Annotated in this window: 13 protein-coding genes and 1 riboswitch; of the genes, 3 read left to right on the plus strand and 10 right to left on the minus strand. The window is 46.0% G+C overall.

Annotated elements, in window-relative coordinates:
• Positions 1-194: 194 nt before the first annotated feature.
• Together NST94_RS01865 and NST94_RS01870 are read left to right on the plus strand one after the other, a co-directional pair.
• The gene (locus NST94_RS01865; protein WP_339281584.1) at positions 195-803 is read left to right on the plus strand and encodes an RNA polymerase sigma factor; all 609 of its coding nucleotides are present in this window, start codon (positions 195-197) and stop codon (positions 801-803) included.
• Entirely contained in the window at positions 764-1,726 is a 963-nt protein-coding gene (locus tag NST94_RS01870; RefSeq protein ID WP_339281585.1) for a hypothetical protein, read from the plus strand. Before NST94_RS01865 ends, NST94_RS01870 begins: the two co-directional genes overlap by 40 nt.
• Positions 1,727-2,219: 493 nt before the next feature.
• Here the strand turns inward: NST94_RS01870 and odhB are convergent, their stop codons facing one another.
• Together odhB and NST94_RS01880 are read right to left on the minus strand one after the other, a co-directional pair.
• Positions 2,220-3,506, minus strand: a complete 1,287-nt coding sequence (gene odhB / locus NST94_RS01875; protein ID WP_076124648.1) for a 2-oxoglutarate dehydrogenase complex dihydrolipoyllysine-residue succinyltransferase — start codon at positions 3,504-3,506, stop codon at positions 2,220-2,222.
• A 52-nt stretch (positions 3,507-3,558) separates the two neighbouring features.
• A complete protein-coding gene (locus NST94_RS01880; protein ID WP_339281586.1) occupies positions 3,559-6,426 on the minus strand; it encodes a 2-oxoglutarate dehydrogenase E1 component in 2,868 nt (955 codons plus the stop codon).
• A gap of 470 nt (positions 6,427-6,896) precedes the next feature.
• A riboswitch (cyclic di-GMP riboswitch) is annotated at positions 6,897-6,981 on the plus strand.
• 27 nt (positions 6,982-7,008) lie between these two features.
• On the opposite strand from NST94_RS01880, the gene NST94_RS01885 reads away from it, so the two are divergent.
• Complete coding sequence (locus NST94_RS01885) at positions 7,009-7,164, plus strand: anti-repressor SinI family protein (RefSeq protein WP_232061118.1); 156 nt, start codon at positions 7,009-7,011, stop codon at positions 7,162-7,164.
• A gap of 107 nt (positions 7,165-7,271) precedes the next feature.
• Here the strand turns inward: NST94_RS01885 and NST94_RS01890 are convergent, their stop codons facing one another.
• The 8 genes from NST94_RS01890 to NST94_RS01925 form a co-directional block, all read right to left on the minus strand.
• On the minus strand, positions 7,272-7,601 hold the full coding sequence (locus NST94_RS01890) for a helix-turn-helix domain-containing protein (RefSeq protein WP_036682795.1): 330 nt from the start codon (positions 7,599-7,601) through the stop codon (positions 7,272-7,274).
• A 169-nt stretch (positions 7,602-7,770) separates the two neighbouring features.
• Positions 7,771-8,379 (minus strand): TasA family protein, encoded by a 609-nt coding sequence (locus tag NST94_RS01895; protein WP_036682781.1) that lies wholly within the window; start codon positions 8,377-8,379, stop codon positions 7,771-7,773.
• A 90-nt stretch (positions 8,380-8,469) separates the two neighbouring features.
• The gene (locus tag NST94_RS01900; RefSeq protein ID WP_076124645.1) at positions 8,470-9,060 is read right to left on the minus strand and encodes a signal peptidase I; all 591 of its coding nucleotides are present in this window, start codon (positions 9,058-9,060) and stop codon (positions 8,470-8,472) included.
• Position 9,061: 1 nt separating this feature from the next.
• Positions 9,062-10,237 carry a hypothetical protein gene (locus NST94_RS01905; RefSeq protein WP_339281587.1) on the minus strand — a complete coding sequence of 392 codons (1,176 nt, stop codon included), beginning with the start codon at positions 10,235-10,237 and terminating at the stop codon, positions 9,062-9,064.
• A 379-nt stretch (positions 10,238-10,616) separates the two neighbouring features.
• A complete protein-coding gene (locus tag NST94_RS01910) occupies positions 10,617-11,594 on the minus strand; it encodes an aldo/keto reductase (RefSeq protein WP_076124641.1) in 978 nt (325 codons plus the stop codon).
• Between the two features lie 52 nt (positions 11,595-11,646).
• Positions 11,647-11,862 (minus strand): hypothetical protein, encoded by a 216-nt coding sequence (locus tag NST94_RS01915; RefSeq protein WP_051491260.1) that lies wholly within the window; start codon positions 11,860-11,862, stop codon positions 11,647-11,649.
• Between the two features lie 89 nt (positions 11,863-11,951).
• Positions 11,952-12,518: a PadR family transcriptional regulator gene (locus tag NST94_RS01920; RefSeq protein WP_248549126.1), complete on the minus strand. Its 567-nt coding sequence runs from the start codon at positions 12,516-12,518 to the stop codon at positions 11,952-11,954.
• A gap of 5 nt (positions 12,519-12,523) precedes the next feature.
• On the minus strand, positions 12,524-14,044 hold the full coding sequence (locus NST94_RS01925) for an MDR family MFS transporter (RefSeq protein ID WP_339281588.1): 1,521 nt from the start codon (positions 14,042-14,044) through the stop codon (positions 12,524-12,526).
• Positions 14,045-14,053 lie beyond the last annotated feature (9 nt).

Raw genomic sequence — 14,053 nt, forward strand, 5'->3', positions numbered from 1 at the left:
TCTGCTAAGCATAGACTCACCAGATTTTAACCGTGCATAATGGTATAAGTAAGAAATCCGGGGACACCAGCAGTCAGTGATTCAAACATTCTCCGAAGCCGTGACTGTCAGCTTTTATAAAATTTCCTTTAGTTTGGTTTACATAGGCACTTTTTTCGGTGGTCAAGTGTTATAGAGATATAAGGGTTAAGGAGGTGCTTACATCGCCACAGGATTCGCTAGACTCGACAGAGTTGGAAGAGCTAATCGTTAGGATTCAAAAGGGAGATTCCGAGCAGTATGCTTTAATTGTCAGGTCATTCCAAAAGCCGATCTATCGATATTGCTATCGTTTGTTAGAAAACAAGCAGGATGCGGAGGACGCGGTTCAGGATATTTTGGTAAAGGGTTATCAATCTATCCGGCAATACAAATCGCAAATGCATTTCTCGGCATGGCTCTATCGTATCGCATATCATCATTGCTTAAATCTGCTGCGCAGGCGTCGTCTGCATAAGCAAGTCATGCGTATTTTTCGTCCGGAAGTACTGTCTGCAAGTCCTGAACAGGAGCTGGATGCTCGGTTGTACAGTCCTTCATTGTCTGCGGCTTTAGCGGGATTGTCGCTTGAGGAGAGAAACATGCTTATTCTGCGGGTGTTTGAAGAACAAACTTATGCAGAGATAAGTGAGATTCTAGGGGGCAGTCCCAATGCGCTAACTAAAAGAATGAATCGGATCAAGCTAAAGGTTCAGGAAGCTATGAAGTCAGAGGAGGAGATCACATGGAAAGAAACAAAATCAGCAATGAATACCAAGATATAATTTATGCCTCGGCGGGCAATGAACTTTTGGATGAGGTAGATGTAGAAGATAAGGTCATGGGGCGTATTACTGGCATAACAGGTCGAAAGCGATCGTTCTCGCTGAGGGTGATGAATAAAACAACGGCAGTGGCCAGTATGTTAACGCTGTTTCTGCTGATTTCTGTGACTGCGTATGCTGCGTCTGAATATATCCAAATCCGCAATAGTGAAGGAGTAGTGAAGGTCCAACATGTTGCGCCGACTGAATCTGCAGAAAGGGCTTCTTATGATAAATATGCGCAGCAAGCAGAAGAGTTCGCTAAACCGGGTGAATTGATCGCTTATCTTGTGAAAAATAAAGCAGGTGCAGCAGGCTTGGCGACAGAATTGCAGTTTAAGTATAAAGAGCAGCGGATAGATGCGTATTCTGATTTTTTAAAAGAAATCAAAAGAACAGGGGCGCCAATGCTTCCCGAAATGGCAGCGGGGTACGCTTTTAAATATGGTGTAATCCATCCTAATTCTCCGACTACGGATAAAGCTAAGCTAGGTTCTCTGTATAAGGAAACATTAAATGATCTTACCGCTCAGGCAAATAAGGACAAGGGGACCCGCAATTTGTTTATGAAGGCTATACCGTGGTCCGAGCCAGGGGGGCTAAGTGTAACTTATTCGAAGAACAATGCTTTTATAGGGATCTCAGCAACGCTCATGCATGGGGGCAAGGTTTTCGTGGAACAAACGCCTGAGAATCAAGCTAATAAGCTCACAGTTGCAGGGACAGAAGTTATCTATAACAAGGTAGTAAGGGAAGAAGTCAGCTATGATTATCTGAACTGGTATAACGAGAAGCAGGATGCGTATTATACACTCACCAGCTATGGAGATAAGATTTTGACCCAGGAGCAATTTTTACAGCTGGCTGAGGAGCTATTGAAGTAGAGTTTTGAAGTTTGAAGTTTGAAGTTTGAAGTTTGAAGTTTGAAGTTTGAAGTTAGTAGTTAGTAGTTAGTAGTTAGTAGTTAGTAGTTAGTAGTTAGTAGTTAGTAGTTAGTAGTTAGTAGTTAGTAGTTAGTAGTTAGTAGTGCGTAGTGCGTAGTATGTAGTGTGTAGTTTGAAGGTGCATGCGCTAAGTTAGTTGTATTATGTGCAATTAAAGTTCACCAATATCTGTATATAAGTACTTTAGTTGTATTTGATGCAGCTATTATTGGTTAGATTAGTGGAAATAGACGTTTTTCGGATTTTAGTTGTAGAGAATGCAATTAGAGAAGAGGCTATGAGCGGATCAGAAATAAATAAGTGTATAAAATACAGTTAAATCGTATGCAAGGAAGGCAGCAATTGGATCCAGATATAAAAAAAGGTATCCCCAAAGCGAGAGCTGTAGGGATACCTTCTTTATATTCTTATGTCTTCGAAAATTCGAAGAGCGTTAGCCTTCTAGCAGTAGTGCTTCCGGATCTTCCAGCAATTCCTTCACTTTGACCAGGAAGCTTACCGCTTCAGAGCCGTCAACGATCCGGTGATCATAGGAAAGGGCGATGTACATCATTGGACGGTTTACGGTTCTTTCTTCGTCCAGCGCGATTGGACGCAATTGAATCTTATGCATCCCAAGAATACCCACCTGTGGTGTATTCAGAATCGGTGTGGATAACAAGGAGCCGAATACGCCACCGTTGGTGATGGTGAATGTTCCGCCTTGCAGCTCGGAGAGGCTGAGCGTATTGGCACGTGCTTTGGAAGCGAGCTCGCCAATCTGGCGCTCGATTTCCGGGAAGCTGAGCCGATCCGCATCACGAACTACTGGAACTACAAGTCCTTCTTTCGCTGCAACAGCAATACCGATGTCGTAGAATTTCTTAACGACCAGATCTTCACCGTCGATTTCGGCGTTCAGCAGTGGATAGGTTTTAAGCGCACCGATCACGGCTTTGGTGAAGAAGGACATGAAGCCTAGTCCAACTTCATGTTTTTCTTTAAATGCATCCTTGCGGCGCTTGCGGATGTCGAGGATCGCTGTCATGTCCACCTCGTTGAAGGTGGTAAGCATGGCCGCGGTCTGCTGCGCTTCGACCAAGCGGCTGGCAATCGTGAGCCGTCTGCGCGACATGCGCTTGCGCTCCACGTTTTTGCCCTCGTCCGGCGTGGCTTTACCCGCTGCCGGCTTCGCTGGCTCCGGCTTGCCTTGCGGCGCCGGAGCTACCGGTGCAGCGGCCTGCGGTGCTGCTGCACCATGACCGGACACATCGGCCTGACCAATCCGGCCGATAGGATCACGGGCGCTAACCTCGCCGAGGTCGATGCCGCGCTCCCGTGCCAGCTTGCGTGCGCCCGGCGATGCCAAGGCAGCGTGGCTGTCGCCACCTGCTGCAGGCACTTCGGGCGCAGCTACAGGCGCGGCGGCTGCTACTGCGTTGCCGCCTGCCGGAGCCGCTTTAGGCGCTTCGGCTTCGCTTGCAGCGGCCCGCGGCGTACTGCCGCTTGCGGCTCCAATGATGCCGATGGCTTCGCCAACGGCTACGTTCTCGCCCGCTTGACGCAGGATGGTGGAGATGACACCCTCCACCTCTGCACTAATTTCCAGATTGACTTTATCCGTTTCCAGCTCAGCGAGCACATCGCCTTGACCTACCGTGTCGCCTTCTTTAACCAGCCATTTGTAGATGGTTCCTTCGGATATGGATTCTCCCAGATCGGGTACTAAGATTTCTGACACAGGCCGTTTCCTCCCCAAACATAATGGTTTACGCTATTGTGATACCGTCCTCTTAAGAGGACGGTACAGCCGCTTGTACGTTCGAATTTGATTTTAGGGCTTCTGTTACAATTCTACGTTGTTCGAAGCTATGCACATCTGCATAACCACTGGCCGGGCTGGAACGTTCCGGACGGCCGATATATCTTACGCCGGCATTTTTCGGTGCGATGGCGCGTAACCGAGGCTCACTATAGCTCCAGCCGCCCATATTTTTCGGCTCTTCTTGCACCCAGACAATTTCCTGAAGGGAGCTGAAGGAGTTTAAATGTTCGCTTAGCTCCTGTTCCGGGAACGGATAAAGCTGCTCTAGGCGAAGAACATGCAGCCATGACCAATCCTTATCCGGTGCTGCTTCCAGTTCTGTTTGGATGTCGATAGCGACTTTACCGCTGCAGACTACGAGCCGTTTAACTTCACTTGGTTTCTGGCCAAGCAAAGATTCAGCTAATACAGGCTTGAATTGTCCTGAAGCCAGCTCGGTTCCGGCAGAAGTGCTGCGCGTATTCCGAATGAGACTTTTCGGCGTCATAATGACTAGCGGTCTAGCATCTTCCTGCCCGCATAACGCTGCTTGGCGCCGCAGCAGATGGAAATATTGCGAAGCGGTAGTCAGGTTAGCGACCGTCCAGTTCTCCTCAGCGGATAGCTGCAAGAACCGTTCCAGCCTACCGCTGGAGTGCTCAGGTCCCTGTCCTTCGTAGCCATGCGGCAGCATGATGACGAGATTGCTGCGCTGTGTCCATTTGGCGCGTCCAGCGGCAATGAACTGGTCAAAAATAACCTGACCCGCATTGGCGAAATCACCATACTGTGCTTCCCAGATTACGAAGGTTTCCGGTGCAAACACATTATAACCATATTCAAAGCCTAATACTGATGCCTCTGACAATGGACTGTTGTATACGCCAAAGGAGGCACGGGAATCGCTTAGCTGATGCAGCGGAGAGAATAAATCTCCTGTTTTACTGTCGTGCAGCACCAGATGGCGATGTGCGAAGGTTCCGCGCTGGGCATCTTGACCGCTCAGTCGGATGGGCGTTCCATTTTTCAGAATGGTAGCGAAGGCTAATGTTTCAGCCAGTGCCCAGTCGACCTTTTGACCCTCATTCAGTGCATCTTTACGACGTTGTAAAATGCGCTCCAGCTTCGGGTAAACCTGGAATCCAGCAGGAACCGTCAACAGTTCACGATTGATCTCCTGCAGGCTGGAGATGGATACCGCTGTAGTGTTTGCCGCTGCGCGGTCCGTTTGTAGAGGAATGAAGGCTTTGGGTTCTTTTTTCTTATGATTGCCTTCCTTCATATTATCGTACGCACGCTGCAATACGCTTTCTGCTTCAGCATTCATCTTTTGTACGTCTTCGGCGGTAAGAACCTTTTCGTTTTTCAGTCTCTCTGCATAAACCTTGTAGACGGTTGGATGATTGCGAACCTTACCGTAGACAATAGGTTGTGTGGTTTCAGGATCATCCATTTCGTTGTGACCATGACGGCGGTAGCCGATGAGATCAATTACGAAATCTTTTTTGAATTGATGGCGGTATGCGCTAGCTAAACGTACAGCTGCTACGCAGGCCTCTGGGTCATCAGCGTTGACATGGACTATTGGGATTTCATACCCTTTGGCGATGTCACTCGCATAATGCGTAGAACGGGAATCTTCACTTTCAGTCGTAAAACCAATTCGGTTATTAACAATGATATGGATCGTCCCACCATTTTGATAACCTTGAAGTTTGCCGATATTAAGCGTTTCTGCAACAATGCCTTCACCTGGAAAAGCAGCATCGCCATGCATCAGCACCGCCATAGCTTTACTGGTATCAATCTTCGGCAGTCCTGCAGTGCTCCGATCTTCTTGTGCGGCACGAGTGAAACCTTCCACGACAGGATTGACGAATTCCAAGTGACTTGGGTTATTCGCTAGTGTTATTCTTGTGCGTACGGTTTCTCCTTCACGGACAGCACGGTCTGCACCGAGATGGTATTTCACATCACCTGTCCAACCATAGTTAATGCCTGTGGAGCCTTCGGAAGGGAAAAGCTCCTTGTTCGGAGAATGATGAAACTCTGAAAATATGATATCATAAGGTTTGCCCAAAATATGTGCAAGAACGTTGAGGCGGCCGCGATGCGCCATGCCCATCAAAATATGCTCCGCACCGTCATGTGCAGCAGCACGTACGATTTCATCTAACATCGGCACAAGAGCATCATTGCCTTCAAGACTGAAACGCTTCTGACCTACAAAAGTCTTGTGGAGGAAGGTTTCAAATTGCTCTACCTGAATCAGGCGGTTCAGGAGCTCTTTGCGTTCTGTATTATTTAGGGGTGCTGGTGAGCTGGTGGATTCTGCCTGTCTATTTAGCCATTGCAGTTCTTTTTCTTCATGCACATGCCCGAATTCATAGGCGATGGTCTTGGTGTATGCCTGACGCATACGTTGCACGGCATCCCATCCGGTATGCACATCATTCGGCGCATTTTCCCATATAAGCGTGGCAGGCAGTGCGATCAGGTCTTCGCGGGTCAGCCCATAGGTTTCAAGCTCAAGATATTTTGCCATGGGATTCTGATCGCGTACCAGCGGATCAATTTCAGCGGCCATATGGCCATATATACGAATATTGGCGATTAGCTTGGAAGCTCTTACTGCTTTTCTAAGCCATTCGGTGTCTCCCGAGATGCGCGGCTGAGGAGCCGGTTCGCTATCCGGAGTTAGGGGAGGAGGTCCCGAATTTGTAAAAAGCTCGCGATAATTATTTTCTACGGTGGAGGGATCTTTCACAAACTGTTCATATCTTTCTTGAATGTAGCCTAAATTGGGTCCGTAATACTTACTCCAAATGGATTCGTTATAGGGCTCTTTGGCTGCCATGAATACATCCTCCTTAACGGATGAACTCCATACGTGACATTTTGTGTCAACGCTTACTGGAGCTGTGATGATTGCGGTTTCATTTCTCATCTTATTGTGCTACTTTCGGCCACTGTAATCAATTCATTCTTTCGTCCAATACGTTCGCAAAATGGTATGGGTTAGCTTGTTCTAATGAAAAGAAGGGTGTTTCTTCTCATTACCCATTCTAAAGGCCTATTAAAATGATTCTATTATCCTTATTTTTAACTATTAGGTCAGTAAATATTTATTTTGCTAGTACAATTTATTTTATGTAACGGACGAGTATCGTGATAATCGGACAAGATCTTTGAAAAAAAATCTTTTATTTTTCGTTTTTAAAATAGAAAGTAACCAGGAATCGACACACTTTTCCGCTTTCTTTTTGTATAATGTTATTGCAGATAGTAATTTTATAGTTTTTTAAGTAGATCCTTTCGTGAAAAGGGTCCAGTAAAAGGTAAACTTGCCGAAAGGCAGGGGCACAAAGTCGCGGGTCTAAGGTAGAGATACTATGACAGCCGGATTGCCTGGGGACGTAAAATCTTAGGGGGAGATTTTTTGGAAAAGTCCAACCAGGGTAGCAACAGAGAACAGCAGTTTATTGATCTGGATCAAGAGTGGGTACATTTATTATTAGCAGCTAAGAAGGCTGGCATTAAGGCAGATGAAATTCGCCAGTTCTTTCATGAGAAAACTGTGCAGATCGTGCAGTAATACATTAGAGGGGTTACATATCGAAAAAGGGCACAGCGGTTCTTCGCTGTGTCCTTTTTCGATATGATTTAGTAGAAGAGAGGATCGTACCAGATTAGTAGGAAGTATTAATCCTTTTGATCGAGCTTCCATTTCTGATAGTCCAGAAATTCTTTGAATTCGCGTTTGCTAATGCCTGAGTCCATAGCTTCCTGCACCAATCGGAACCATTCCGAATCTAAATGTGATTCCTCTGCATCATTGGGTTCTCCATAGAGTAGGGCATGAATGGATACCTGAAGCGCGTCAGCGATTTTTTCGATAAACTGGATGGATGGATTGGATTGGATGTTTCTCTCCACGTTGCTAAGATACGACTTAGCCACATCTGCTCTGTCCGCAAGCTCAGATAGGGAGAAACCCTTGTCTAGGCGGAGCTGCTGGATACGTTGGCCCATATTCTGTGGCACTATGCTGACGCCCCTCCGTAATTTTTGTTATTAGTATAGCAAATATCAATAAATCGGACAAAGTTTATTGTAAAGAGAAGAGCAGCAATCTGCTTATCCGTGGCCGGATTCAGGATCTGCTGCTCTTCGAGTATTTTATTAAATTACTTTATTGATCTTAGTAGTCTTTTTTCGCACCTTGTTTAGCTACGAAATCCCAAGTCAGTGTTAAGCTATCGCCTTGGAAAATATTTTGATCTTGGTTATTTTCCACAAATTCGAATTGGACGGAGAAGCTGTCGTTGGTACCGGCTTTAATACCGGATGCTTCGGTAAAGAGTTGATCCCAACCTGTATTTTTTACGAGATCCGGATGCTGACTTTTTAAAGCAGCAAGTGTAGTCTCATAAACTACATTTTCAGGAGAGACGATAGGTACTCCTTTATCATTATTTCTAAGGAATTTAACTTTAATGAACTCGGCTAAATCCAGGTAGTTATCTCCTTTAGCATCCGTGATTTGAGTCGATGTATTCAGAATAATAGATCCGATATCCAGCGAACCATCGTTTTTCAATTTGAAGGATTTAGTTACCGTATCACCTGGTTTCAGGTTAGGAATATTAACGATGACAGAAGGGTCGGAGTTCAGATCGAGCGTGCCCGCTGCGAATGTAGCTGTGCTTTGCGCAGTGTCGCTAAAGTATGCGAAGGTTCCTCCGCCGATTAATGATAAACCCAGTGCTGCAGATGCTACGCCAAGACCCAATGTTTTCTTGATACCCATAATAAAATTCCTCCTCAAATTTGTGTTTGAATTTTTTATAAAATTTATATATTGTATCTTCCGGTTCGTAAGCGGAAGTGGACAATCAACTTAGGGCTGTGTTTCTGTTGGGGGCGGTGAGGCTGGCAGTAGGGCAGCATTTTTCTTTTCTAATGCAGCTACAGCCTTCCAAGAGGTATACAGAGCATAGAGCAGAAGCATCAAGCCAGGCACGATCATGAGGACTACACTTCCAGCTTTGGAAACCGCGAAATTCATAGCGTAACCGACATAGGGTACAGTGACCCCGGTATACTGAGCTACAACATTCACAGAACTGGTAGGGTTCATGTCGGGCGCGTCGTTGTTATCGCCTTTAGTGCGATAAACAGCTTCACCAGTAGCGTTATTGACGGTCGCTTCTACAATCCGGTGAGTAATGAGCAGATTATCTTCATTCCTAAAGGTGATGACATCGCCTGGTTTGAAACGATTCATATCCCCTCCGGGTTTTAATGCGACAATTGAGCCTGTCTGAATTCCTGGTTCCATCGATCCTGAGAGTACGGTTTTGATCTCATATCCGAAGAAAGCAGGTTCACCGCCGGAGGCCTTGGATAACACTACGGCTGCCACCAGCAGAATAAAGATCACAAGCATTAAGCTCGATAGGGTATTATTGATAATTTTTTTAATTCGCATCTTATTCTCCACCTTTCTCAGGTTGAGGGTCCGAAGGAGCTTGGGTTGCTACCGGCGGGGTAGTCGTACTGTCTTCCGCCTTTGGCGTCTCTTGTGGAGCCTCTTGCTGAGGGACATCTTTTGGAATTGTGAGCTCTTCGTCAATTTCCGGCTTAACCGGATCAGTGGCTGGGGCTTCAGGTTGTTCTTTATTTGGGGCTTCCGGAGCAGCTTCGCCTGATGTTGGAGGGGTTGCCTCAGCTTTCGCTTTATCCTCGGCTTCTTGTTGCTTTTTCTCCTCAGCCAAACGTTCTTCTTCTTTTTTCGCTTCTTCTTCTTTCTTTGCTTGCTCTTCTTCTAGCCGAGCTTTTTCAAGCTCTTCTAGTTTTTGCTCGCGAGTCTGACTGATCAATTGGAGTTTATCTTGAAGGGTAGTGATACCTGAGGTTGCCGATTCTTTATGGTTAGTCAATTCGGTATTTAGAGCTTCATAAGATGAGGTGAGGTCGCTAGAGATCACGCCGTCTGGTTGAGTGAAGGTAATCAGGAATGGCAGTGGCTGTGGGAACTCTCCTTCGCGTAATTCAAGTTGTCCATAAACATCACTGGTAACTACCGATGCGAATGGAAGACCGACATCGTGTATGGAGGTTAGGTAACTAATAACTCCATTTAAGGAAGCATTCAAGGATTCCGAGATCACACCGCTTTGATTCAGGCTGCTTTGTAAATCTCTGAAAAATTGCTCATCCTTGATTTCTAGACAGTTGGAATCTAGAGAAGTCATATATCCTCCTATCTGGAAGAGTAAGGCTGCTGCTGCACTTAGCTCATTGTGGATTTGGTTCCAAATTTGGCTGTTAGCCGCCAGTTGCTCGTTAACGCTATCTATTTGGGATTGAAGCGCCGCTATTTGCGAAGAAATCTCTTCTGCAGCGACATCAAGCTCTTCCAGCGACATCCCTTCTATTCCCGAAACGTCCGAGTAGTTAGCTGATGTGGAAAAGGGCTGTAGTAATTCTTTTAAAGTGAGCGCTCGATTAACATGCTCTTTGAACTCTGTAAGCAGTGCCTTGATCGAATTCGGAAATACTTCGCAAAAGCTAATCGTGCTAGTGGTTTGCGTAGCGGCTCCAAAGCCTCCATAGGTACCACCAACTTGCTGCGAGGTATATAGAAATAAGACGGAGACAGCCATTCCTGATTGCAGTATACGTAATCCGATTTTCCTGTTTCTTCTAGGTCTTCTCCTTGCTGATCTGGGTCTCAGAGGAATACCTCCCCTCAATGTCTGTTTCTTTGGTTCGTTATTATCGTTCTTTATTAAGAACAACTTCTGTAATGAATCATACATGGAATAAATCAAAAAGAAAACTGCCAATAACGCGCATTTGTACTCTATAAAGAACAAAAATGATAATTTATCTCTTAATAACTCCATTTATCGCTCGATTACTAAATATATTCGCAATAAAGAACGATAAGTTAGGGTGATTCGCAAAAAAATACCCGGCTCGCAGTAGTAACGCGAGCCGGGCATAAGCGGAGTAATGAAGTTGAGAATATAAATGTATATGTTACGGAAGTTTTGAACCGCGTGAACTAACATACAGGTCATACCATTCCTTACGGCTAAGCTCCAGCTTGTCCGCATCGGCACAGGCAGTAATACGCTTCGGATTCACAGTTCCAATAACAGGCTGAATGGCAGCTGGATGTGTCATTAGCCAAGCCAGTACAATGGCTTCGGGTGTTGTTCCTTTTTCATCTGCGAGCTGTTGGACCATAGCTGCTGTTTGGACGATATTCTCCGGTTGATCCTCTAATGAACGCCCGCTAAATAGACCTTGGGCGAGTGGCCCCCAGGCTTGAAGCTGAATGTTCTCCATTCGACAATGTTCAAGGGTTCCCTCAGGGAAGATAATATCCTTCCAGGGTTCACGATTTACACTGATTCCAGCATCCACCCAACTGATCTTAGCCAAGCTCATATGCAGCTGGTTTACGATAAAAGGTTCATCGCAATAAGTCTGCAGCAGCTTGATCTGAGCGGCGCTCATATTGGAAACCCCGAAATGACGAACCTTACCAGCGGCCTTCAGTTGATGTAATGCGGAGGCTACTTCTTCGGGATCCATTAAGGGATCAGGTCTATGCAGTAGAAGAATATCAATGTATTCGGTCCCAAGTCGTGACAATATTCCATCTACACTGTTCAGAATATGTTGGCCAGAGAAATCAAACGTATTAGTGCTGTCTCCAGGCTCCATTAGCTTAATTCCACATTTAGATTGAATTATGATTTCTTCACGTAGTCTTGGACGATCCTTAAAAATCTGACCGAATACCTTCTCCGCCTTCCCACGAGTATAGATATCTGCATGATCAAACATGTTGATGCCGATGGAAAGGGCGGCATCAACCGCTTCATGTCCCTGTTTAACATTCTCCGCAGTAATCGGCTCATGGTCCCAGTCACCGCCTAGCCCCATGCAGCCTAAAGCAATGCGGCTTGCGGGAATCCCGCGCTTGTTTAAAGGTAACGCTTTCAACAATGTGATTCCTCCTTGGAAATTATGATTGCGTACTTGTAGATATTGTACACTCTCAGAAGCCCGTATGGTATTTTTTGTCGCTGGAAGAGCGGTGTTTGGTCTCCTCTTTGTTCTTTTCCTCTTGCTTTTCCAGCGTTAAATCTTCCATCGGAATCGGGTCTACATTCTGCTCACTTTCATGAAGATCAAATAGACTTTCTTTTTCTGTTGGATATTGTTCCGGGTGATCACGTTTGTCACTATTCAGCTGATGTTTTTCTTGGGTCATTTTTACCGCCTCGCCTTCCTTTGAGATTTAATGGATATTGTGCTCGTTAATAAACGTATTTTGACTCCCTTAAACAGAAAAAGAGGCCATTAGGCCTCTAAATTCAACGGTGACCCTATGTCTTTTAGCTTGCGTGCTACAACATCATCGTATAGGCGCTGCAGCCATTTCAGCTCAGTCAGGGTGTGCTCATATGTACCGTACATTAGATGCAGGGCAGAACGAGGCACGATGGAGATATGCTCCTCGTATACCTGATAAGCCAGATTAACCTGATGTTCTGTTTCCCGGAGGCGTTCCTCGAGCAGCTTCTCAACCTTGCTCTGATCGATATGACGGGACATAGCCAGGGCCATATACATCGGATGATAGAAGGGTTCGTTTTTCTTAATTTGTTGCAGGATAAGCTGTTCGAATAAAGCTTTACCTTGCTCCGTTATGGCATAGATTGTTTTGTCCGGCCGATCACTGCTGCGGATGACCTCTAAAGCTTCTATATAACCATCTTGTGCAAGCTTATCCACAGCATAATAGAGTGATCCCATCTGCAGCTTCGTGATCCGGTCCATGGAACGTTCCTTCATCACTAATGTGATTTCATAGGGATGCATGTTCCGCTCCAGCAGTAAACCTAAAATGGCTAATTTCATGGACATAATGGTTACCTTTTGCCCTCAGACGCCTGAACAGCTTTAGCAGGAATGGTAAGACGGTCTTTTGGCATGAGCAGTACAAAGACTAGACCGAACACTGCAGGAATCAAAGCCCACATAAAGGTTTGGGCAATAGAGGTGGATAACGCACTTGATATTTTCTCTAATATTTCAGCAGGGATCTTCGCTCTTGCTTCAGGTGTTAACGCAGCGCGTGGATCTCCGAAAGCTGCTGACTGTTCACTACCGCCAAAAGCATCGCTTAGACTGTTAGTAAAGCTATTCCGCTGAATAATCCCGAAGATCGTAATTCCCAGCGTCATTCCAAGGGAGCGCATGAAGGTACTGGTTGATGTTGCCGACCCCCGTTGGCGCATATCGAAATTATGGATAGCTGCCATGCTCAGCACGGAGAAGGAAAAGCCTACGCCGAACCCAGTCAGAGCCATAAATACATTAAGCATGAGGCGGGAGGTATCTGGTGATAAAGTGCTTAGGCTGTAGACCCCTGCAACAAAGCAGACTGCGGATAGGATCATAATGTTGCGGAAGCTGGTTTTTGTTGTAAGCAGCCCCCCGGTCTGACTGCCAACGACCGTACCGATCATCATCGGCATAAGGATCAGCCCTGAGTTCGTAGCTGAGCCGCCAAATACACCCTGCACAAAGATAGGAATGTAAATAGTAGCTACGATAAAAGCAGAGCCATAAAATAGGCTGGTCACGCTGCTTGTTGCAAACAACCGTTTGCGGAACATAGCGAACGAGATCACAGGTTCAGCAGCTACTCTCTCAATAAGGATAAACGCCAGCAAGAGAACAGCAAAACCTACGAATAAGCCAAGGATGGCACTGGAATCCCAAGCATATTGATTACCACCAAGTTCCAGAGCGAACATTAGGCAGATAATCGCGCCAACTAGAGTGAAGGCTCCGCCCCAGTCAATGCGCTGTTTAGCGTGGGAGATCGACTCCTTATAAGAAGTTGCAATCAGGAACAGTGCAATAATTCCTAGCGGCAGGTTAATGTAGAATACCCACTGCCAACCAACATAGTCGGTAATATAGGCACCGAGTAAAGGTCCAAGTACACTGGAGATTCCGAAGACGGCTCCAAAGAGACCGGTCAATTTCCCTCTTTTTTCAGGCGGGTAAATGTCGAAAACGATGGTGAAGGCGATTGGCATTAGTGCACCGCCGCCGATCCCTTGAATGGCACGGTAAATACTGAGCTGTGTGATACTGGTGGCAGTACCGCACAGAGCCGAGCCAATCAGGAATACAATCAATCCGAAAATGAAAAAACGTTTACGTCCATACATATCAGAGAGCTTGCCGAAGATAGGGGTTCCGGCCATTACCATTACCATGTAAGCGGAGGTGACCCATACGATTTTATCCAGACCGCCAAGATCTGAGACTATCGTTCCCATAGCTGAAGCTACAATGGTATTGTCCATTGCGGACATAAGAATCCCAAGCAGCAGGCCAACCACTACGAGTTTAAGATTACTTTCTTTAGTATGCATGCTTCGCAG

Source organism: Paenibacillus sp. FSL H8-0282 (assembly GCF_037963825.1).
In the GTDB taxonomy this organism is placed as follows: domain Bacteria; phylum Bacillota; class Bacilli; order Paenibacillales; family Paenibacillaceae; genus Paenibacillus_AQ; species Paenibacillus_AQ odorifer.

What these genes read in the sequence shown, in the direction of transcription:
- NST94_RS01905 (WP_339281587.1), bottom strand. Translation starts at nt 10,237, where the DNA reads ATGGCTGTCTCCGTCTTATTTCTATATACCTCGCAGCAAGTTGGTGGT.
- NST94_RS01890 (WP_036682795.1), bottom strand. Translation starts at nt 7,601, where the DNA reads ATGGGCCAACGTATCCAGCAGCTCCGCCTAGACAAGGGTTTCTCCCTA.
- NST94_RS01900 (WP_076124645.1), bottom strand. Translation starts at nt 9,060, where the DNA reads ATGCGAATTAAAAAAATTATCAATAATACCCTATCGAGCTTAATGCTT.
- NST94_RS01870 (WP_339281585.1), top strand. Translation starts at nt 764, where the DNA reads ATGGAAAGAAACAAAATCAGCAATGAATACCAAGATATAATTTATGCC.
- NST94_RS01895 (WP_036682781.1), bottom strand. Translation starts at nt 8,379, where the DNA reads ATGGGTATCAAGAAAACATTGGGTCTTGGCGTAGCATCTGCAGCACTG.
- NST94_RS01915 (WP_051491260.1), bottom strand. Translation starts at nt 11,862, where the DNA reads ATGACCCAAGAAAAACATCAGCTGAATAGTGACAAACGTGATCACCCG.
- NST94_RS01880 (WP_339281586.1), bottom strand. Translation starts at nt 6,426, where the DNA reads ATGGCAGCCAAAGAGCCCTATAACGAATCCATTTGGAGTAAGTATTAC.
- NST94_RS01925 (WP_339281588.1), bottom strand. Translation starts at nt 14,044, where the DNA reads ATGCATACTAAAGAAAGTAATCTTAAACTCGTAGTGGTTGGCCTGCTG.
- NST94_RS01920 (WP_248549126.1), bottom strand. Translation starts at nt 12,518, where the DNA reads ATGTCCATGAAATTAGCCATTTTAGGTTTACTGCTGGAGCGGAACATG.